Raw genomic sequence first — 22,560 nt, 5'->3', positions numbered from 1 at the left:
AATATTAAATATATGATTAAGAAAATACTATTTCCCTGCCTGATATTATCATTCTTAGCTTGTGATAAACAACAGGAACCTGCAGATAGTTTTAAACTGGCCTCACCTAACGGAGAGAACAAGATAAGTTTTAAACTGGATAATAATAAACCTGAGTATGCAGTAAGTCACGGAGATATTGAAGTGCTTTCGCCTTCAGCAATGGGTTTTGTGCTTAGAGACAATGATTCCCTGAATAATTTTGAGATCGTAAATACTAAAGAATCTTCATTCGATGAAACCTGGGAACAGGTTTGGGGAGAAAAGCACGAGATAAGGAATTATTACAATGAACTCGTGGTAGAGCTTCAGGAAAAAAACGATTCTAAAAGAAAGCTTGAAATCCAGTTTAGATCTTATGATGATGGGATAGCTTTTCGGTATATTTTTCCGGAACAGGAAATAGAGGATAGTATTTTTATCATGGACGAGCTAACCACCTTCAATTTAAAGGAAGATGGAAAAGCCTGGTGGATTCCCGCCTACGCCGAGCAGCGCTATGAATACCTTTTTGAAAATTCAAAAGTAAGTGCTTTAGATACTGTGCATACACCGCTTACAATAGAAAGTGAAAGCGGACTAGCGTTGAGTTTCCACGAAGCTAATCTTATAGATTTTGCAAGTATGACACTGGAGCATACTTCCGGCACCCAGTTAAAAGCTAACCTGGTGCCCTGGGCCGATGGTGTGAAAGTAAGGACCAAAGGAACTTTTAAATCTTCTTGGAGAACTCTGCAAATTGCTGAAAAACCTACCGATTTAATAACCTCCTACCTTATTTTAAATTTAAACGAACCAAACCAAATTGCTGATACCAGTTGGATAAACACCTATAAATACCTTGGAATTTGGTGGGGAATGCATATCGGAAAATACACTTTCTGGGAAAGTGAAACTCAGGGTGCTACCACAAAAAATGCAAAGGAACATATAGATTATGCCAATGAACTGGGTATAGACCACCTTCTAATTGAGGGCTGGAACAAAGGCTGGACTCCCTCTTGGTATGAAAACGCCATGCACCAGTTTAGCTTTACTAAAGAAGCCGATAATTTTGATCTTAAAGAAGTAACCGATTATGCTTCAGAAAATGATGTTCGCATCATTGGATATCATGAAACCGGTTCAAACCTGGATAACTATTTAGAGCAGATAGATAGTGCATTTGCTTTGTACAATAAAATGGGAATCCACGATGTAAAAATTGGCCATGTAGGATCAAAATTAAATATGAAAGAATGGCACCACGGACAGTTTGGGGTGAATTATTTTAGGTATGTGTTAGAAAAAGCTGCCGAGTATAAGCTAACCGTACTTTTTCACGAACCTATAAAAGATACCGGTGAACGCCGAACGCTTCCAAATATAATGGCCAGGGAAGGTGCTCGTGGGAATGAATACAATGCCTGGAGTGATGGAAACCCGGCAAATTATACCACGATTTTACCATTTACCCGATTGCTATCTGGTCCCATGGATTATACCGCGGGAATTTTAGATGTTGAGGTAAGCCAGGGTTATGATGGGAGAAGAGTGCATTCAACTTCCGCCAAGCAAATGGCACTTTTGGTAACCGTTTACTCTCCAATTCAAATGTTGGCTGATCTTCCAGAGAATTATGTAGATAAACCTGAATTTCAATTTTTAAAAGATGTCCCGGTAGATTGGGAAAACACAAAGGTTTTAAACGGGGCAATTGGCGAATTTATCACCACCGTAAGAAAGGATATTGATAGCGATGATTGGTACTTAGGAAGTATCACCAATGAAGAAAGTCGCGAGCTGGAAATTCCTTTATCCTTTTTAGATGAAAATGCTACTTACGAAGCACAAATCTATGCTGATGCTGAAGGTACCGGTTACCAGAACAATCCTGCAAAAATAGCGATAAGTAAAAAAGAAGTTACTTCCAAAGATAGCTTAAACCTGGAATTGGGTGAAAGTGGAGGTGCCGCTATAAGGTTTAAGAAGTTATAGTGCTTTCCCAGAATGCTAAGTTATTAATACATTCAGAATTAAAATATTATGAAAGAAACTAATTCAAAATTAAAGGCCTTATTCCTTGTCTTTTTTATCAGCCTGGGATGTTTGGCCTGTTCCGAAGATGATGATGTTACTGAAGAAACACCAATTCAGGAGCCGACATTAGAAGCATCACCTGCTTCTCTCAGTTTTGAGGCTTCAGAACAAACACGAACTGTGGAAATTTCCAGTAATTCAAACTGGGAAATCACGACCTCAAGTTTAGAGTGGATAACGGTGACCCCGCTTTCAGGTGAAGAAGATGCAACAGTAAATTTAACGGTGGCTTCCAATGAAAATACCGAAGCAAGATCTGGCAGTATAATAATTACTTCGGGTGATATATCCCGGGAAGTCTCAGTTTCGCAGGAAGCAACAGAAGAAGCTGAAGAAGATGTGGAAAGTAACATTCCACCGGATGATTCTAATATGCGTAATCTAACCAGTGTTGAACTTACAGCTGAAATGGGCGTAGGATGGAATCTTGGAAATTCCCTTGAAGCTATCGGCGGTGAAACTGCCTGGGGAAATCCAATAGTGAGTAAGAGGTTAATAGATTCAGTTAAAAATGCCGGTTTTGATGCCGTGAGGATTCCGGTGGCCTGGAGTAAATTTTCAGATGAAGCAAACTTCGAAATTCGTGAAAGCTGGATGCAACGCGTAAAAGAGGTGGTGAATTATGTGCTGGATAATGATATGTATGCAATTGTAAATATCCATTGGGATAATGGCTGGATGCAACCTACTTACGAAGATCAGGAATACGTAAATGATAGGCTGGAAATTATGTGGAAACAAATAGCCATTAATTTCAGGGATTATGATGACCGTTTACTCTTTGCCGGTACCAATGAAGTTATGGTAGAAGGAGATTATGGCACTCCTACCGAAGAATATTATACGGTACAGAATAGTTTTAACCAAACATTTGTAGATGCCGTGCGGGAAACCGGCGGACGAAATCACTACCGCCATCTGGTTGTTCAGGGCTTTAATACCAATATAGATCATACCGTGAATTTCGCCGAAATTCCTGAAGATGTATTGGAAGAGCGCCTTATGGTGGAAGTGCATTATTATGATCCTTACGATTTTACTTTAAACGAAAATAGCGATGTCTATGAATGGGGGGAAAATGCTGAAAATTCTCAGGAATGGGCTAATGAATCTTTTGTAGATGAGCAGTTTAACCGAATGAAAACAAACTTTATTGATAAAGGGATAGGCGTGATTCTGGGAGAATATGGCGCTATGGCCAGGTTGAATGTAGAAGACCATGCAGCTTATCGTAAAGCCTATGTGGAATATGTAACCGATGCAGCTCTTGAATATGGGCTCGTACCGTTTTACTGGGATAACGGCTTTGTCGGTGACCATGGCTTTGCATTATTCGATAGGGATAGTGGCGCCGTTGAATTCCCCGAAATTCTTAAAGCCATAGTAGAATAGTAAAATTATGAAACTAGCTACCAACTTTTCACTACTAATATCTACGTTTCTTGGCTTGTTGAGTTTTTCAGTTTTTAGCCAGGAAGAAGAGGAATTAATATGGTATAATTCTCCTGCAGAAAACTGGGATAATGCTTTGCCCGTTGGGAATGGCAGGTTGGGAGCTATGGTTTTTGGGGATCCAAAAAAAGAAAGGATTCAGTTAAATGAGGATTCCTTATGGCCGGGTGGTCCTGATTGGGGCAATAGTAAAGGCAACCCTGAAGATTTAGCCAAAATTAGAAAATTGGTTAAAGAAGGCAAACTAAAGTTAGCCGATAGTTTGATGGTAGAACGATTTTCGTATAAAGGTGTTACCCGTTCTCACCAGACTATGGGAGATCTTTTTATAGATTATAATCATAAAAATATTTCCGATTACAGACGTCAGTTGAATTTAGCAACGGCAATTGCAGAATCTTCTTTTAAAGCCGATGGATATCAGTTTTCCCAGGAAGTATTTAGTTCAGCTGAAGATGATGTAATGGTAATTCATATAAAAACTTCCAATCCCGAGGGGATGGATTTTGAAGTTTTTTTAGACCGTCCTGATGATAAAGGGCATAAAACTGTTTCTGTTTCTTCTCCTAATAACGATATTCTGAGAATGGAAGGAATGATCACCCAATTTGGAGGTGCTAAAAATTCTGAAAAAGCGGCTTTGGATTATGGTGTTAAGTTTGAAACCCTGCTGAAAGCAAATAGTAATAAAGGAAAAATTTCTGCTCACGAGGGTGCGCTTAAGTTTGAAAATGTAGATGAGGTCACTCTTTATCTGGTTTGCAATACTAGTTTTTACGATGAAAATTATCCTTCTAAAAACACAGAAACCCTTAAAAGTTTAAAAAATAAGGATGTAAATGAAATAAGAAAAAGTCATATTAAGGACTACCAGAAATTCTACCACAGGACTTCTTTTAAAATAGCTCAGAAAGACATTGATAGCATTCCAACAGACCGGCGACTGGAGTATGTTAAAGATGGAAAGGAAGATTTAGGACTTATAGAGAAATTATTTCAGTATGGGAGATACCTGCTTATTTCGAGTTCCAGGCCCGGTACTAATCCGGCGAACTTACAAGGAATTTGGAACGAACATATAGAAGCGCCCTGGAATGCCGATTATCATTTAAATATTAATCTCCAGATGAATTACTGGCCTTCCGGCCCGGCAAATTTGAGCGAACTGCAGGAACCGCTCTTTGATTTAACAGATCGACTTATTGAAAGAGGAAAAATACTCGCCAAAGAACAATATGGAATGAAGGGCACAGTCGCGCATCAAACAACTGATCTTTGGGCAACGCCATGGATGCGTGCAGAAAGAGCAAATTGGGGCGCCTGGATTCATGGTGGCGGATGGATAGCCCAGCATTACTGGGAGCACTTTCAATTTACCCAGGACACGCTTTTTCTAAAGGAACGTGCCTATCCCGCCCTAAAGTCTTTTGCTGAATTCTATGCCGATTGGCTTTCTAAAGATCCACAGACTAATAAATTGGTTTCCTTTCCCGAGACTTCCCCGGAAAACAACTATATCAATAAACAGGGAGATACCGTAGCAATTTCCTATGGCACCACTATGGGCTATCAAATTATGGCTGAAGTCTTTGACAATACTATAGCAGCTTCTGAAATTATAGGAGTTGAAAATGATAAATTTATAGAAGAAATAAAAAGTAAACGCGAAAAACTTACCTCTGGAATAGAGATAGGTGAGGACGGTAGATTACTGGAATGGAACGAAGCCTTTGAAGAACCCGAAAAAGGGCACCGACATATTTCACAATTGTACGCTTTGCACCCGGGTGACGATATTACAAGCGGCCAACCTGAATTATTTGAGGCTGCCCGTAAAACCATAGATTATCGTTTAGAACACGGTGGGGCAGGACCGGGATGGAGTAGGGCCTGGATTATAAATTACTATGCACGTTTGTTAGATGCCCGGGAGGCCTACAAACATATTGAAATCTTTATGCAACGCTCAATTTATCCTAATTTATTGGATATACATCCACCTTTCCAAATTGACGGTAATTTTGGTTTTACCGCGGGAATTGCTGAAATGTTGCTTCAATCCCACGAAGGCTTTTTAAGGATACTTCCGGCGCTTCCTAAGGAATGGGCTAATGGCGAAATTAAAGGATTAAAAGCCCGCGGAAATGTAGAAGTAGATATATCCTGGCAGGACGCTAAACTTACTAAATTAGTACTTAAATCGATAAAGAAGCAACGGCTTAAAGTAAGATATCAGGATGAGGAAATCGAGGTATTGCTCGAGGAGGGTGAAAATAAATCTATAATATTTTAGAACAAAAATATTTTTTGAATCTTCTCTAATTCAACCCGGGAGAAATTATTCCGGTGGTAAGGCATTTTGCAACTAATTCAGTAGTATTTCTACAACCACTTTTTTGCAAGACGTTTCTTCTATGGGTTTTAATAGTGTGAGGGGATAGGTTTAGTTCTTTCGCAATTTGTTCGGCATTTAAGCCTCGGGACAATCTAATTACTATCAATTTTTCCTTTTCTGTCAATAATTCAGAAAAATCGGTCGCTGCATTTTCCCCGGCGTCAAATTCACCTTTAGAAATATCGACATTAAAATAAGATTTTCCACCATTCATATGAATAAAAGAAACAGCGTTTGTGCTGGTAACTTTAAGGTGAGAGACATCGGTTTGAATGCATAACACATTTTCTGGAGTGCCGTTTTCTAAAACACTTAAGGGGAAAGCCTGGTACAACATGGTTCGTACTTGTCCGCTTGCATCTTCCATCCGATAAGAAAATATATTTTTATAGTTCAATACATTTTCTTTATCTAAAAACGAGGTATAAAAATTATTGATAACCTTACTTTTAAGGCTTAGGGTTTCCATTTCTTAGGCAATTACGGTTTGCAATAGATCCTGTAGATTAATATCCCTGGCTTTCTTCCCCAAAAAACGTTCTACCGAATCGGAAACATATTCCAGACCAAAATGATGAAGGTTTACAATATACAGATAGGAGTCTCCCGGGGCGAAAATGGAGGCAAATCTTTTAAATTCTTCAGAAATTTCAAAAGGCCGATACTCTTTTACTTGGCGGGAATACATCTCCTTCCAGTATTCTGAGATTTTTTCGAAATCCTTTTGCATAGAGTACATGGGTTTGACGCAATAAATATAGGAATTTAAAAGATTTGCCTCAGTCTTTTCAACCTCCTGGAAGAAAAATTATATAAATGAAAAAACCTCCAGTAAAATCCTGAAGGTTTTTGCGTCAAATACTTTTTTATGGGTTTAAAATTTAGATACTCATAAACGTTAATCCCCAAATCAAACATTTAAGAAGTTAGCCCTACCCGAACTTCTTTGTGAATCTAACCTACCAATAAAATTAGTATTTTGATAAGGCTAAGATAGAAACAGGAAATCATTTATAAAATACCACTTTAGAGGTAATTTTACTCGATAATTGAAATTTGGATATTACGTAGTTATTTCTTGGTTAACGGTCACTATTATTCATTTAACAATTTATCGGCTGCCAGTACTAAAAATAGGTAATCTGTAGTACCGCCACCTAAAACGTATTCAGTTTGCTGCCAAAGGAATGGCCATTCCAGCAATTCAGGGAAATCTGGGCGAATTAATGCCGTTCCGGAGCCAATTCCACCAGGAGTAAAAGAAAAATCACCTCTGTTCATTCCGTAAGCCTGGGTTAAAGAGCGCGAACCAACTCCCGAGGCAAAAGAAGAAGTATTTACGCCGGGATGCGTTCCTAGAACGAAGTTAAGTGCATTCAGCATATATTTCTTCGGAAAGATTTCAGGAAAAGCGGTATGTAAAAAATATTGTTTCATCCCAAAATTCTGAATTCCCCAACCGGCACCCCAAATATCGGGTTCGTAAGGCATTCCGTAAGGAGTTTGCGCCCCCAGTTTCTCTACTTGCTGATAATAATTTTCTACTGAAGCTTTTATTTTATTCCTGAAATTTTCATCCTGGATTTCATCAAAAACCGGGGCGATTACCCAGCCGGTTTGCGCAATATTTTCGGAGAAAATATCAGTGTTTTCAGTAATAAAATCTTCATATTTATCTTCAGAAGTACTTTTTAAAAGTTCTACACTCAAACTGAGTTTATCTACCGGATTATCTGTACCTGTATTTTCCCAGGTTTTTTTAGCTATTTCCAGGGCGTCTTCGGCAAGTTCTGTATTAAAATCTTCTAGCGTTCTGTAAGTTGCAGCCAACGCTGCTGCACTTTGTAATTCCCTACGTGGATTGTCTTCGGTAAATACCCAGCGATCATCGGGTGCACCTTCCTGGCCAAGAGGAATATCTGCAGAAGTTTCTGTTTCTTTATAAATTTCACCATCAGAATGATTTACCGGGTCACCCAGCAAAACATACTGGTCTAAAGTTGGAACGATCACCCCGCGATAAAATCTGCCCAAAGATTTATAACCATTCACGATGTGAATGGTCCCGTGTTCAATTTGCTGAAGAAAATCTGGCTTTCCATCGGGTTGTAAAATATTTACCGTTTTGGTTTCCTGGTTTATCGTGGTATTGTCATAATCTTCCTGAAAAATCTCGTAAATATGCGAAAGCCCCTGTATGGTGGAAGCCTGGGATTCTATTCTAAGGTCGTAATCACCGGCATCGTGCCAGCCACCGGCATCAAGTCCGGGAACGTGCTCTCCGGGTTCAAAATTAGTTAAGGTTTCGGAGCCTTGTAGGTAACCGTCAAAATGGTTGGTGTCTACCGGCGCCATTCTTGCATCGTCTAAATGGCAGCGGCCGTGCCAGATTTTATACCTATCATTTACCAGCATATGGCACATTTGCACCGGTAAAAAATATTCTAAAGTGGGCTGCCAAACCTCACGTTTATAAACATCTTTGCTAACCTTAAATGCTTCAGTAGTATAATCGCCGTATTTTACAACATACATTCCCGGTTCTTTAATATTTGTGAAATCCAATTGATAGTACTTATATCTCAGAAATTCGCCCCATTCCGAAGGATTTTGTGAAATTATCTCGGTAAAACCGCCTTTGTTATTTACCCGTAATAATTTAGCTTCTTTCAGGTTGGTGTCATTTTGTTCGGTTTCTATCACAGCAATTTTTTCCTGCGCCGGATGATAACCTACCTGTGAAATTTGAACTACCGGATCGTAAGTATAACCTTCCATTGTATTTGGAGTAATAAGCCATTCTATGGCATTACTTGTAGCTCCAGATGGTACTAAAGACCTTACCACAAACCAGCCGTTACTATGTTGGGCACGGCCGTCTATTAATTCTAATTGATTTCCTTTTAAATTTTCAATTTTTAAGGTTTGTTTTGGCGTTCCGGGAGCAATAACCAGTTCTTTTCCCATGGCCATAGGCTCTATCTGATATTCATCTTTATCATCATAAGCTCCGGGACCGTTTGCCTGGCGGTTAAAAAGTCCGAATTCATTATCCATATAATAGGATTTTCCGAAAAGGTAACCGGGGAAGAATTCGATGTTCATCCCAACTTTTCCAATCCATTCTTCGGGCAAGGCTTCATCTAGATCTACCACGATTTTAAAGGATTTTCCCTGCGGAATTATTTTTAGATTATAAGAAAATTCCAGATTTGGATATTCAATAGGATTAAATCCTTTTCGGTTTTTGGCTTCATCAGGATAAGCCATTTTTACGCTAATTGTATTCTTTTCCCTGTCTACAACGCGTTCCCCAACTTTTGGAACCGGTTGCCATTGCCCTGGGGTGGGCTCCAGGCGTAAATCGCCATTGGTTGCTACCCTGATTCCGTTTTGGATAATTCCAACGCCGCCTTGATGACTTTCCGGGTAAAAATCATGCGCTAGCATAACATTGAGTCCGCGCATTTCTAAATATTCCTGATCGTTAATTCTTAAGCTATCACCCTGGTTTTGGGCAAAAATTGTTGTTATTGAAAAACAAATTAGAAAAGGGAGTAATAGTGGCTTCATATTAGTGAGATTTGACTATAAACTATGCAGATAGGTTTATAAAAGTTAGTTGATGGTTCTTTATTTTTAATCGAAAATTATTAAATCTGTTGAAAATAAAGAAAAAACAAATGAATGGCCAGAAAAGCGCTTTATTTCTGACTATAAAGGGATTATAAATAGCTAAAAATATTCATTTCACTATAATACAGTAAAAAGATGAGGCTGTATAACTTTAACCGTCAGCTTCGTATTCCTTTTAATCGGTAACTTATTATTCGTTCAGGAGTTCATTTGTTGCATTAACAAGAAAAATATAGCTGGCTCCAATATCTACTATATATTCATTTTCTCCCCAGAAAAAAGGCCAATTCTCCTTATTCTCAGGGAAATCTGGATTCATTAATAAAATACCCGGTACAACCCCTCCAGCTATAAAGCTGAAATCTGCGCGGTTACTACCGTAGGCAACTTTCTTGGTTTTAGTGCCCACTCCTGATACGAAAGATAAGTTGGAGTGCGGATGCCTTCCGAAGATATAGTGCAATCCTTTAAATACATGCTCTTTATCTACTAAATCGGGATACAGTTTATGCGCTCTGTAATTTGCGATGGCAAAATCTATAATTCCGTGATTTCCACCCCAACCCGGTCGGCGGAACATAGGCACACCGTAAGGATTGTCTTTTTCCAACTGATCTATCTCGCTTACATATTTTTGAACATAATCTTTTAGCTTATTATTAAAGTTTCCGTCCATATGAGGCGCAGCGTGTAAAGCGATATCGATGGTTCTTTCAAGACTTTCATCCATTGCCTTCCAGATTTTAGCTTCAAAGGCTTTTGCATATTTTTCATCTTTAGTGGTTACATAAAGCTGCATGGAAGCATTCATTTCACTGAGTTTCAAAAAACGTGCAAAATAACCGGAAGAGGCTTCCTGTGGCGGCATATTTTCATTTTCCGCCCATAATTTTTTTGCTAATGCATTGCATTCTTCAGATAAAGAAGAATTGTAATCTTTTAAAGCTCGACTCGCTGCTGCCAATGCACCAGCGGTTCGGTAATCCAGGTAAGGAGACCGCTCTGTAAAGACCCATCTGTCATCTAAAGTACCGCTAGACAAACCATCGCTCTCAAAAGGCTCCAACTCCGGATTATAAGGCAGGTTATCAGTTTCTGTAGATGCATCTCCAAGATGGTGGTACTGGTGCAGGTTAGGAACCACTATGCCCCGCACCGGGTGCCCAATATTATTAATCTGTGCCACAAGATTTAGGGTTCCGTGTTCAATTTGTTGCAGGATATCTATTTTTCCATCAGGTCGATGAATATCTACATAACGATTTTCTTGATTAATATGGGTTTGATCGCGCTCTAGCCCGAACTCTTCCCAGGATGCTACAAGATCTGTAATTGTGAGACAATGTGTGCCGGTTTGAATATCGTAGTCTCCTGCGTCAAACCAACCTCCTACATCAAGTCCGGGAATATGCTCATAGGGTTCAAATTTTGTATCTGTAGAAGATCCCATACTGTAGCCATCAAAATGTTCCTGATCAAGTGGTGCTTGTAAGGCATCATCCATAAAAGGTCTTCCGTGCCAGGTTCGGTAGGCTTCATTTACCTTCATATGATCCATCTGCACGGGAAAAAATATATCTAGTGTTGGATGCCAGGCCGTTTCATAAACTTGCTCACTAATGGGGAAAGTATTTGTAGTTTGATCTCCATATTTAATATAATAAATCCCTGTTTCAGCAACATCGGAAAAATCAAATTCAGCATAATTATACCTAAAATGCTTACCCCATTCTGTAACCTTATTGCTTAATTTTTCAACGGTGTTTCCTTCAGGAGTTACCTGGTATAAAGAAGCAGTCTGGAGTTGATTATCATTTTTATCCAATTCAATAATAGCAACCTTTTCCTGCTCCGGGTGATAACCTACCTGCGAGAAACCAATATTGGGATCTCGTGTCCAGTTAGAGACCGTGTTGGCTTTTAAATGCCACTCTAAAACCTTTCCGGTCTTATTTGCCGGTAGTATACTTCGGGTAACGAACCAGCCGTTTTGAGCTAGACTTCTCCCATCAAATAAAGAGATTTCCGTTTCTGAAGTTAATTCTACGTGATGGTAAGGGTCTTCTGGCGCCAGGATAATTGTATTGCCACTGGCAAGCGGTTGCGGCTCAATAAATTCTTCTTCTCCACGGGTATCCAGGGTAGAATGCCCGGCAAACTGCGTTACTTTTTCGCTAATTGGTTTTATTCGGGTATTACCAGACGGATAAAGGGGAAAAATACCGGGATTACCATTTACCAGGTAGGTTTTTTCAAAATAAGCAGCCGGTAAAAATTCTAAATTAAATCCGGCTTTACCTTCCAGATCATCAGGAAGAGGTTCATCGAGATATACAGAAATATTCATTCCTTCTCCTTCGGGTTTAACTATAATTTTTGAAGTGAAATCCAGTTGCTCATACCTCGTAATTACTTCTATTGTATTGGAAGAAGGATCTACCATACGTTCTACAAGTGAAGGTACAAGATCCCATTGTTCCGGCGTGTTCTGTAACCTTACCGCACCACCGGTGCTGCTTCTCATCCCGTGATGGATTAGTTCAATCCCTGCGTTTTTTTCATCAAAAAAGAATCCGTTATACTCGTTGCTAAAAACTAGGACGTTGAGCCCATGCGTTTCAAAATATTCTTTTTCGTTAAGCTCAAGTTGAGCAAATATTTGGCCAGTACATAGGGTGCAAAAAACGATAAGTACCCAATTCTGAACTGAGGATTTTTGATGCATAAGTGTTTAGTTTTTATAAAAGTATAAAATAATTGTTAAATACACACTTTATTATTTTTCAGAGAAAGAATGGAAAGAGATTGATTATTTTGAATGTTTTTATCAATGAAGTATGATAGCTTATCAATTGAAGAAACTTAGGAAGACGAATTGCATTATAAGGGACGGAGTTTAGTACTTCAGCCATTATAAAAAAGGAATAAGCTAAAATGGGTTGGTAAAACTTCAGTTTGATTTTACCCGGGAAGTTAATATTACTCCAATAAAAACAACGCTAAGGCCAACAATATCCATAATCTTAATTGTATCACCAAAAGCTAACCAGGCCATTAGCATAGTTACTGGTGGGCCCAGGTAAAATAAACTTGCCACCCGGGTGGCATCAAGCCGTTCAATTAACCGCCACATGAAGATATACGCCCCGAGTGAGACGGCCAGAATGAGCCATATCATGGCAAAAGTAAATTCAGAAACCCATTTTGCAGCTAAATTTTCAACAAAAATTGCTGGAATAGCTAAAGCCAGCATAGTGGCGAAACTCTGATAAAAAAGGGTTTGGTCTAATGGCAGTTTTTCGTTCTTATCATTTATTTCCATTTTGCGCTGAATTAAAGTCGCAATGGTGATTCCTATAACCGATGCTAATGGAATAAGATAACCAAAAATTGAACTTGAATTGCTAAAATCTATCCGAAAAGCTACGGTTAATACCACACCTAAAAAGCCCATTATTAATCCCCACCATTGATATTTATTGGTTTTTTCATTGGTAACATAACCGGAAAGAGCGCCGGTAGCTAGCGGCTGCAATGCCACTATGAGGGCTACAATCCCTGCCGGAACTTCCTCAACAAGGGCCAGTAAAACGCAGGTTAGCCATACCCCATGCGCCAAGAAACCTATCAGCATATTGAGGGATGCCGCTTTAAAACCTACCCATTTCAATCTTTTTCTTATAATCAGGTATATCACCAATAATACAGTTATTACGAGATATCTTAGGAAGATTAAAGTGAAGGGCCCGGTATAGGGAAGGCCGTATTCAGCTCCTATAAAGCCGGAGTTCCATAATAAAACAAAGCCTACAATTAGTAAAATTGTACTTCTTTTCATAGTAGCGGTTTTACTATAACCTGCTGTTTAGCCATTGAAAGTATACAGTTATTAGATAAATCACAATAGAAAAAGGGAGGATTTTATACCTCCCTTAATTCTAAATTTGCTCAACGAAATCTAAAAAAACTTTTTTATGAAGCTCAAGGTTTAAATTTGGAGATACAGATACCCGGGCAATATAATCTTTGTCGGCTTCTTTAGTTGTTCCCTGGGTAGACGTTGCAGGAATTGTCCAGTAACAACCTTTTAACTGCCCATAGCTCACACAATATTTACTTTCGTTGGGGATTTCACTAATCATCATATTAATTAGTTTTTGATTTAATCCCCGTTTATAAGCTTCTCGCTCTTCGGCGGTATTTCCTTTTGTTGGAAGATCTAATGAAAATACAGATGGAGTAAAGCCTTGATCAGCTAATTCTTCTGACACAAAATTGATTTTCGCCTCTGGTAAGGTCTTCCTGATAAAATTCACAAATTCCCGGGTATTCTTGTAGGCATCGGCAATTCTTTGATTCATTGAAGGTAATTGTTCCGCCAATATTTCAACCTGAAGGGCTGTAGCTTCATTATCACAAAATACAAGATGCTTTTCTATCTTGCTCAATAAATTTTCTGCTTTTTCATTCGCTACACAGTAACCGGCCGTGCATTTACCACCACTTGGGAATTTAGATCCGCTAACGTATGAAATTGTTCGTATGGAGGATAATATTCCGTCTTTAGCTAAGAATTGTACGTTGGGACAGAAGGTTTGATCTAAAATAAATACAGGATCTATAGCAGTTTTTCCACGGGCAGTTTTACGCTCCTTGCTTAAAGCGTCCCTTAATTTTTGGAGATCAGGTACTTCAACCCTGGGATTGGTAGGGATTTCAGCTATAATATAAGGAACGGCATCTTCTTTCGCTACCTGGTCTAAAACCAGAGCCGTACTTTGCACCATATCATTATCTCCGTCTACCGGTAAGTCTACAATTTCAACATTTTCCAGGCTGGCAGCAACCCGTCTCGCCTGGTCGTTTGTACCACCATAACAATTAGGAGGAACAACAATTTTAATAACCTTTCCAGGATGTTTTTCCAGCGCCTCGTCAATAAGTCCCATCATAATTGCATATTGCATCGAAAGTCCGCAAGAGGCAAGTAAGGCATGGGAATTTGTGCCGGTAATATTTTGGATTGATGCAATTACACTAGCTTTATTGTTTTCAATATTGTTGCGGTTAGAAGAAGGTTTACCTACTAATTGTTTTAAAGCAGAAAATGAATCTGCAGGGGTCATAGCAATACTTTCTCTTCTTCGTACGTGCTGAATTTCTGAAATATAAGACTCATTTTTTTCGCCATTTACCAGTAGAATACTTCCAAGATTAGGGTAAACGCTAAGCCAAAAGTCAATGTTTGGGTTTAGGTCAACTTTACCAATTTCATCTTTTTGTGAAATAAATACAGTGCTGCCGTTAAACTCAGGAACTTCTTCAGCATTCTCCACCTGTTTTAATTCGAAATTATATCCGTACACTTTTTTCAAAGTCTCAGCGTCAAAATATTCCGGTAACGAACCGGTATAAATAATCTGTGTAGTTTTATTAGCAAACAGATTTTTTCTTAAAACGGCTAAAACAGGCATTGTCCTGGAAGAAAAACTGATAATATTGTCGGGCTTGAGATTGTTTAATTTAGCAATTCCCCATTCCAGAACAGAAGATAAAGGGTGGCCTAAACGAATGTAATCGAAAGCTGTAGGTAATTCCTTAAGGGTAGAAGTTTTAGCATTTTTTTCGGCAAATAAGGTTTCAAACCTTTCAAGAAATTCAGTTTTCGCCAATTTTTCATTATAAATATCCAATCTGTGTGTGGTTAGTTGTAACCAGTCATTGGGTACGTTTTCTATTACATCTTCAATATAGTTTAGCACTTCCTGCTCTTTCATAACTTCACTTTTAGATAAGTCGGTAATATAAACCGCTTAAGACAATTTTAAAAGTAAAAGCGATCGATTTTCTAAGTGTCGCCATAATTCTTTTCTTAATTGGAATACGGTAAAATTTGAATCTTATTTACCTCCCTTGAATTTTTTATAGTAATCTTCAATTTCAGAAATATTTATATTCTTATGCACCAGGATTTGATTTCGAAATTCAAGTTTTTCCCCGTTTTTAATGGCTATTGGTTCGCGCCCAGGGAAAGCCATATTTTGCATGCTGTTGGCACTTCTTAAAATCCAGCCCTGGTAATTTGGTAATTTTTCGGGTTCACCCATAATCACAATTCCGCTAATTTTACCTGAATTATTAAAGCTGCCTTTTAGGTTAATCCAGGTGCCGGCCTGTACCGGGAGGTTTTGCGGGGTGATAATCCCGTTTGTAGATTCAAAAACCACATCTCCTGGTAGTTTTATCCTGGGTGAAAACCCACCGTAGCCTTTTGCATCTTCAGACCCTCCAATACAAACTCCATCTTTTAAAGCCGAAAGTTCTATTTTAAAAGTCAGAGCATAGGTTTCCTGATTAAATCGCTCGTAAGTCAGCTCAAGATGCTCTTTTAATACAGCTTTTTTATCAGTTGCGCCAAACCATTTAATTTCAGATTTTAATGTGGCGGTTTTCTCGTTTACAAAGGTTTCTATAACTTCAGCTTCCCAATAAATCTCTTTACTTAACCAAGGATCGCCTACGCGTTTTCCTTCAGCATATAACTGGTGCCAGGACCAAAAAATGCCGTGATGATGTAAATGATCTTCAGGAAAATCTTCTGTAATAACTTTTCCATTATTGCTATATAAAGGATGTACATAATTAGCTCTTCCATATTTGCCGTCCAGACTTTTGGTTTTTACCTGGTAAAAATATCGTGGCTTACTATCTTCAAGCAACAGCACTCCCTCAGTATCTTTCTTAAATCGCAACTCCTGGGAACATAAGTGCTGTTGTAGGCTTAGGAAAACCAATAAGCAGAATGCCCTATTGAAAAGGTGAAATTGATTCATACTTGAAAATTACTAAATTCCTCTATATTTTAAATTTAGTTAGACCCCATATTATTTAGTAATTTCCGTTTTTTGCTAAACTATGCGTTTACTTGCTCTCTTTTTCTTTTTCAGCTTTAGCCTGTTTGCTCAGGAGCTGCCGCCAATTACCAATTTTGACCCCGGAATCTACAACGCCGGCAATCAAAACTGGATGATGACGCAGGCCGAAAATAATCATATTTATATAGCGAATAATCTCGGCTTACTCTCTTTTAACGGTGAACACTGGGATTTGCATAAGGTACCAAATGCCAGTGCGGTTCGCTCTGTTTTAGCTAAGCATAAAAGAATTTATACCGGATCTTATATGGATTTTGGTTTTTGGGAAGCAGATGAAAAAGGAGAACTCGATTACACCAGCTTAAAAAATATTTCTGACGAAAAAATCCTTGATGGAGAACAATTCTGGCATATTGAAGCGCTGGAAGAATATATTATTTTTCAAAGTTTACGTCGGCTTTATAGTTATAACCGGGATACAGAAGAAATTAATACAATTAATGCGGGTAATATTATATCTAATTTATTTAAGGTCAATAGTAAACTCTATTACCAGGTTGCAGAAGACGGACTTTACACCATAGAAAATGGAAGGATTGAACAGGTTATTTCTAATACTAAAATTAAAGACAAACCCATTGCTGGCCTGTTTTCTTTTGAAGAAAATAAAATGCTTGCCGTTACTCGTGATGACGGACTTTTTACCATTGAAGGAACAAACTGGCAGCCTTTTCAGTTTAAAGATTATCCTTTAGATGAAAGTATTTTTACCGCAAAATTACTCGAAGACCAAACCCTTGTTTTAGGAAGTATTGGAAACGGTTTGCACGTTTATAACCTGGAAACCTCACAAAATTATCAGTTGCTTCAACCGGTAATTAATAACAATACGGTTTTATCAATTTTAGAAGATAAAGCAGGCAATATTTGGGGTGGGCTTGATAATGGTCTTGTGCTTATTAATCGTAAAAGTCCTTTTAGATTGTTCACAGATATTTCTGGAAAAGTAGGGACGGTTTATTGCAGTCATCAGTTTGGTGATAATTTGTATTTAGGCACTAATCAGGGTTTATATTTTAAAACCGGAATTTCTAGTAATTATGAACTTATTCCCGGCACTAGCGGGCAGGTTTGGAGTATTAATGAAATTAAAGGAAAACTTTACGCAGGGCATGATCGCGGAATTTTTGCCATAGAAGGGAATAGTGCTACCCATATTTCTGATGGACCCGGAGTTTGGGAAATAAGGGAATTTAAAAACGGATTGCTTCAGGGACATTACGACGGAATTAGTTTTTGGGAAGAAGAAAATGTTGAAAACGATCCTGTTTATTTGTCAAATTTTGATCTTTCTTCCCGGAATTTAGTGGTAGAGAACGATTCTACTATTTGGGTGGGCCACGACCATAAAGGTGTTTTTAAATTGAAAATTAATGCCGAAGTTACTGAAGTTTCAAACCTGGAAAATTACAGCGTTTCTTACGATGGTGGGATGGGGCTTAAAGTATTTCAGTTTAACGATTCTATCTATTATTCTACAGAAGATGAAATCTATAAATATGAACCTGAAACTGATACTTTCAGCCCTGAAAATGAATTAAACAATTTAATTAAAGAACAAAGAATTAGCGGAATTTCCCAGGTTTTGCAAGATAATACATGGTGGGGATTTGGCCAGGACAATCTCTTATATGTTACTCGCGATGCTTTTCAGGATAGGCTAAGCGCAAAATCGGCAGCCATTCCTTTAGAATATAGAAGTATTGCCAAGGGTTTTGAAAATATATCGCTAATTGGCGAAAGCAAATATTTAGTGGGATCTAACGTGGGCTATACTATTTTTTCTACGCCCTTAGATTTGCCTTCTATGGAAGATCTAAATATTAACAAGGTTTCTACGGCTGCCCTGGAAGAGGAGTTTAAAAGTCACGAATTAAACCTTAATCAATTAGAATTACCAAATTCGGTTAATAATATCAATTTTGAATTTAGTATACCTGCCTATTCCAAACTTGCAAAACCGGTTTATAGTTATAGAATTAAAGGCTTTAGTACGGGTTGGAGCACCTGGCAACGCAACGGTAATGCAACTTTTGAAAACCTTCCGGCGGGAGATTATGTTTTTGAAGTACGTGGGAAATATGATAACTATATAAGTGAAATAGCTACTTATGCTTTTAGCATTGCTTTACCCTGGTATGCAACTACTGTTGCCATAATAGTTTACGTTTTACTTTTCTTACTGCTCATTTTTATTCTGCATAAAATTTATACCGGGTATTACAGGAAACAGCGCCAAAGATTATTGGAGCAGAATAAAAAGAAGCTGGAAATAAAACAATTAGAATCTCAACAGGAAATTATTACTCTTCAGAACCAGAAACTGGAATCTGATGTGGCTTCTAAAAATCGCGAATTAGCGGCCTCTACAATGAATATTATTAAAAAGAATGAATTTCTTACCCAGCTTAAAAATAAACTCGCTGAAGCTAATAAGAAGGAAGATATTCAGGAGGTGATTTCTATTATTAATAAGAATATTGCCGAAAAGGATAACTGGAAACTTTTTAAAGAAGCTTTTGACAATGCCGACAAGGATTTCCTGCAATCGGTAAAAAAGGAACATCCTAACCTAACTTCGAACGATCTTAAACTTTGTGCTTATTTAAGGCTTAATTTATCTTCAAAAGAGATCGCTCCACTACTTAATATTTCGGTTAGAAGTGTAGAGATAAAACGATATCGTTTGCGTAAAAAAATGAATTTAAAACATAATCAGGGGTTGGTAGAGTACATCCTCAAGTTTTAACGCCTTTACATTACTATATTTTTCCTCAACATTACCACAACATTTTCTCTAAACCACAGAAAATCAGTATTTAGCTTAAAATAAATATAGTCTGCTTATTCTTCGATTTCAGAGGGTTATAGATGTATTTTTCTCAAAATTTGCCTTCTAATTTTTCCTGTATACTATTTGTAAGGGTGATTTATTATTGCTGTTAACGCTTTCTTAATACATTGATTTCCGAATTTAAATCATCAACAAATGAATAAAATACTCGTACTAATTTTGTTTTGTATAGGAACCTTTTCCTTGCAGGCACAAACCTTTTCTGTTTCGGGAACGGTAGATGAAGCTGATACCGGACTTCCACTACCGGGAGTAAACATTATTGTAAAAAATACTTCTAATGGAGTGGTAACAGATTTTGATGGAAATTACACCATTAATGAAGTTTCAGCCGGAGACGTTTTGGTCTTTTCCTATGTTGGTTTTTTACCACAGGAAATTACCGTAGATGAAAACCAGACAGAGATTAACGCCACATTAAAAACCGATTCTGAAGCTTTAGAAGAAGTTGTAGTAATTGGTTATGGAACCCAGCAACGTAAAGATATTACCGGTGCCGTTTCCGTTGTTTCCAGTGAAACTATTGAAGAACTTAATCCTATTAAAATTGAGCAGGCCCTGCAGGGTACTGCGGCCGGGGTGAATGTTACTCCATCTTCCGGAGCACCGGGAGCAGGAATTAATGTAAATATTCGAGGAATCGCTTCCAACAGTGAAAATGGCCCGCTAATTCTTATAGACGGTTACCAGGGCGATTTAAACACTATAAACCCTAACGATATTGAATCTATTTCTATCCTAAAAGATGCGCAAGCTGCAATTTATGGTATTGCCGGTGCTAACGGGGTGGTTTTGGTAACTACAAAATCGGGTAAAAAGAATACTGCGCCTACAATACAATATGATGCTTATGTGGGAATGCAGGAAACTTCAAGACAATTGCCATTATTAAATGCAACCGAGTATGGTTTGCTTTTAAATGAAAGTTACGCCAACAATGGCCAGGATTTGCCTTATCCTAATGTTAGTGAAGTAGGTAGGGGAACCGATTTTCAGGATGAGGTTTTTGAGACTTCGCCAATTATGAGTCATAATCTTACGCTTAACGGCGGTTCAGAAAAAGTAACCTATTCGTTCGGGGTTTCGCACCTTGATCAGGAAGGAATTATTGGCGCTGAAAAATCGGATTTTCAGAGAAGCACGGCCAGGTTTAATATTGGGGTAGATATTTCAGATGAATTTACATTTACCGCCAATTCAATTTATACAAGTCTAAACCGAAGATCGATAAATGAAAATGGATTGGGTTCTGTTCTATTTAACGCCTTGAACATTCCGCCAACTTTTGGTCGCGATCAGGAAGATCTTGATGGAAGATTGGGTAACGAGATTATTAACCCGCTTTCACAAATCGAAAATACGTTTAATGATTATAACCTTAATAAATTCAACGGTTCTTTCAGTCTTGATTATACGCCGATAGAAGAATTGACTTTCACCTCCAGAATTGGTTATAGTCTTTCTAACTCAAAAGAAAAAGATTTCGCTCCCATTATAGATTATGGCCCGGGAAAAGTTTTTAATAATGTTCGTAGCACGGTAAACCAAAACCGAATCAACGATAATTCTTACACCTACGACCTTTTTGGAACTTATGAGAATACGTTTAATGAAACACACCACCTAACGGGAACGGCGGGGATGACGGTAATTAGAGACTGGGGAGATGGTCTTTATGCCACCGGTTATGATGTTCCTAACAATTCCTGGGACTTTGCCGATATAAGTTTAACTACTGGTACCAATGATGGTTTAAATAATAGCGCTTATAAATACGACATTAGAAAATTATCTTTCTTCGGAAGATTACAATATGATTTTCAAGGGAAATATTTGGTCTCTGGGATGCTTCGTAGAGATGCTTCTACAAGATTTGGCCCTGAAAACCGCGTAGGTTATTTTCCGTCCGCAACTGCCGGTTGGATTCTTTCTGAAGAAGATTTCTTAGAGGATTCTAATGTAATTTCTTTCTTAAAATTAAGAGGAAGTTTTGGTATCCTTGGTAATGATGAGGCAGGTGGAGCAGAATTCTACCGTTCATTATTAGATGGTGAAGCTACCTATGTTTTAGACGGAAATTTGGTAAACGGTACCGCTTTAGGCCGAATCGCCAATCCTGGCGCAGGTTGGGAAGAAGCTGAAAAAACAAACATTGGTATAGATCTTAGGCTTTTTAACAATAGAGTTGATATTGCAGCCGATATCTTTAGAGAAGATCGTAAAGATCTTTTGGTTGCCGGGATTCCTGTTTCAGGGATTTTTGGTGGCGGTGCACCGGGTTCTGGCGCTCCAACTATAAATGCCGGAACTACCCGAAATGAAGGTTTTGAATTTGCCATTAATTACAAAGAAAATTTTGGGGACGATATTCGCGTTGGAATTGGTTACAATGCCACGTTTCTAAGAAACGAAGTAACCGAAGTAAACGGAACAGAATTCCTTCCGGGCGGACAGTTTGGCGTGGGCCAACCACAACCGGCACGTTTCCAGGAAGGTTTCCCAATTGGTTATTTCTACGGATATAAAACCGACGGGATTTTCCAAACGCAGGAAGAAGTAGATGCGCATCCTTCACAGGAATCGTTAGGTGCTGAAGCCTCGCCAGGCGATATTCGTTATGTAGATACCAATGGTGACGGAGTTATAAATGTAGATGATCGTACCAATATTGGCGATCCTATTCCTACCGCTACAATGGGCTTAAATCTTAATTTCAATTATAAGAATTTCGATTTTACCGCTTATACATACGCTTCTTTAGGGAACGATATGGTAAGAAATTACGAGCGTAATCAGCCAAATGTAAATCGCCATGCTTATTATTTAGAAAGATGGACCGGGCCGGGAACAAGCAACGAAGTGCCTCGTGTAACAACAGGTGCAACTTCTAATGTGGCTTTTTCAGATTTTTATGTTGAAGACGCTTCTTATGCAAGGATTCAGAATGTTCAGCTGGGTTATAGCCTGCCTGAAACATTTTTAGAGCAAGTAGGTATAAACCGATTAAGAGTTTATGCTTCGGTGCAAAACCTGTACACTTTTACAAACTATAAGGGTTTTGATCCCTCAGCCTCTACCGGTGAAGCTATTGGTGGCGGAATTGACTACGGGTTCTACCCGGTACCAAGAATTTTCCTTGCAGGTTTAAACCTTAACTTTTAAAAAATCGC

Annotated in this window: 12 protein-coding genes; 5 read left to right on the top strand and 7 right to left on the bottom strand. The window is 38.4% G+C overall.

What is annotated here, in order from left to right; genetic code table 11:
* Positions 1-12: 12 nt before the first annotated feature.
* The 3 genes from B5X53_RS01375 to B5X53_RS01365 are packed head-to-tail and all read left to right on the top strand — an operon-like array spanning position 13 to position 5,863.
* Complete coding sequence (locus tag B5X53_RS01375) at positions 13-2,016, top strand: glycoside hydrolase family 97 protein (protein WP_079711441.1); 2,004 nt, start codon at positions 13-15, stop codon at positions 2,014-2,016.
* Positions 2,017-2,064: 48 nt separating this feature from the next.
* Positions 2,065-3,510 (top strand): cellulase family glycosylhydrolase, encoded by a 1,446-nt coding sequence (locus tag B5X53_RS01370; RefSeq protein WP_079711440.1) that lies wholly within the window; start codon positions 2,065-2,067, stop codon positions 3,508-3,510.
* A 7-nt stretch (positions 3,511-3,517) separates the two neighbouring features.
* Positions 3,518-5,863 (top strand): glycoside hydrolase family 95 protein, encoded by a 2,346-nt coding sequence (locus B5X53_RS01365; RefSeq protein ID WP_079711439.1) that lies wholly within the window; start codon positions 3,518-3,520, stop codon positions 5,861-5,863.
* A gap of 25 nt (positions 5,864-5,888) precedes the next feature.
* Here the strand turns inward: B5X53_RS01365 and B5X53_RS01360 are convergent, their stop codons facing one another.
* From B5X53_RS01360 to B5X53_RS01330, 7 genes are all read right to left on the bottom strand, one after another.
* A complete protein-coding gene (locus B5X53_RS01360; RefSeq protein WP_079711438.1) occupies positions 5,889-6,434 on the bottom strand; it encodes a response regulator transcription factor in 546 nt (181 codons plus the stop codon).
* 3 nt (positions 6,435-6,437) lie between these two features.
* The gene (locus B5X53_RS01355; RefSeq protein WP_079711437.1) at positions 6,438-6,695 is read right to left on the bottom strand and encodes a hypothetical protein; all 258 of its coding nucleotides are present in this window, start codon (positions 6,693-6,695) and stop codon (positions 6,438-6,440) included.
* A 365-nt stretch (positions 6,696-7,060) separates the two neighbouring features.
* Complete coding sequence (locus B5X53_RS01350; RefSeq protein WP_079711436.1) at positions 7,061-9,538, bottom strand: glycoside hydrolase family 9 protein; 2,478 nt, start codon at positions 9,536-9,538, stop codon at positions 7,061-7,063.
* A gap of 253 nt (positions 9,539-9,791) precedes the next feature.
* Entirely contained in the window at positions 9,792-12,326 is a 2,535-nt protein-coding gene (locus B5X53_RS01345) for a glycoside hydrolase family 9 protein (RefSeq protein WP_079711435.1), read from the bottom strand.
* Between the two features lie 225 nt (positions 12,327-12,551).
* On the bottom strand, positions 12,552-13,439 hold the full coding sequence (locus B5X53_RS01340; RefSeq protein ID WP_079711434.1) for a DMT family transporter: 888 nt from the start codon (positions 13,437-13,439) through the stop codon (positions 12,552-12,554).
* Positions 13,440-13,539: 100 nt separating this feature from the next.
* Positions 13,540-15,378 (bottom strand): PLP-dependent aminotransferase family protein, encoded by a 1,839-nt coding sequence (locus B5X53_RS01335; protein ID WP_079711433.1) that lies wholly within the window; start codon positions 15,376-15,378, stop codon positions 13,540-13,542.
* Positions 15,379-15,501: 123 nt separating this feature from the next.
* Positions 15,502-16,434: a DUF6807 family protein gene (locus B5X53_RS01330; RefSeq protein WP_079711432.1), complete on the bottom strand. Its 933-nt coding sequence runs from the start codon at positions 16,432-16,434 to the stop codon at positions 15,502-15,504.
* Between the two features lie 82 nt (positions 16,435-16,516).
* Here B5X53_RS01330 and B5X53_RS01325 point away from each other — a divergent pair, with 82 nt between their 5' ends.
* Both B5X53_RS01325 and B5X53_RS01320 read left to right on the top strand, forming a co-directional pair.
* Positions 16,517-19,285 (top strand): helix-turn-helix and ligand-binding sensor domain-containing protein, encoded by a 2,769-nt coding sequence (locus tag B5X53_RS01325; RefSeq protein ID WP_079711431.1) that lies wholly within the window; start codon positions 16,517-16,519, stop codon positions 19,283-19,285.
* 240 nt (positions 19,286-19,525) lie between these two features.
* Positions 19,526-22,552 carry a SusC/RagA family TonB-linked outer membrane protein gene (locus tag B5X53_RS01320; protein ID WP_079711430.1) on the top strand — a complete coding sequence of 1,009 codons (3,027 nt, stop codon included), beginning with the start codon at positions 19,526-19,528 and terminating at the stop codon, positions 22,550-22,552.
* The last annotated feature ends 8 nt before the right edge of the window (positions 22,553-22,560 follow it).

The sequence above is a fragment of the Salegentibacter salinarum genome (assembly GCF_900168115.1).
Taxonomy (GTDB): Bacteria; Bacteroidota; Bacteroidia; order Flavobacteriales; family Flavobacteriaceae; genus Salegentibacter; species Salegentibacter salinarum.
This window is presented reverse-complemented; position numbering and strand designations above follow the sequence as displayed.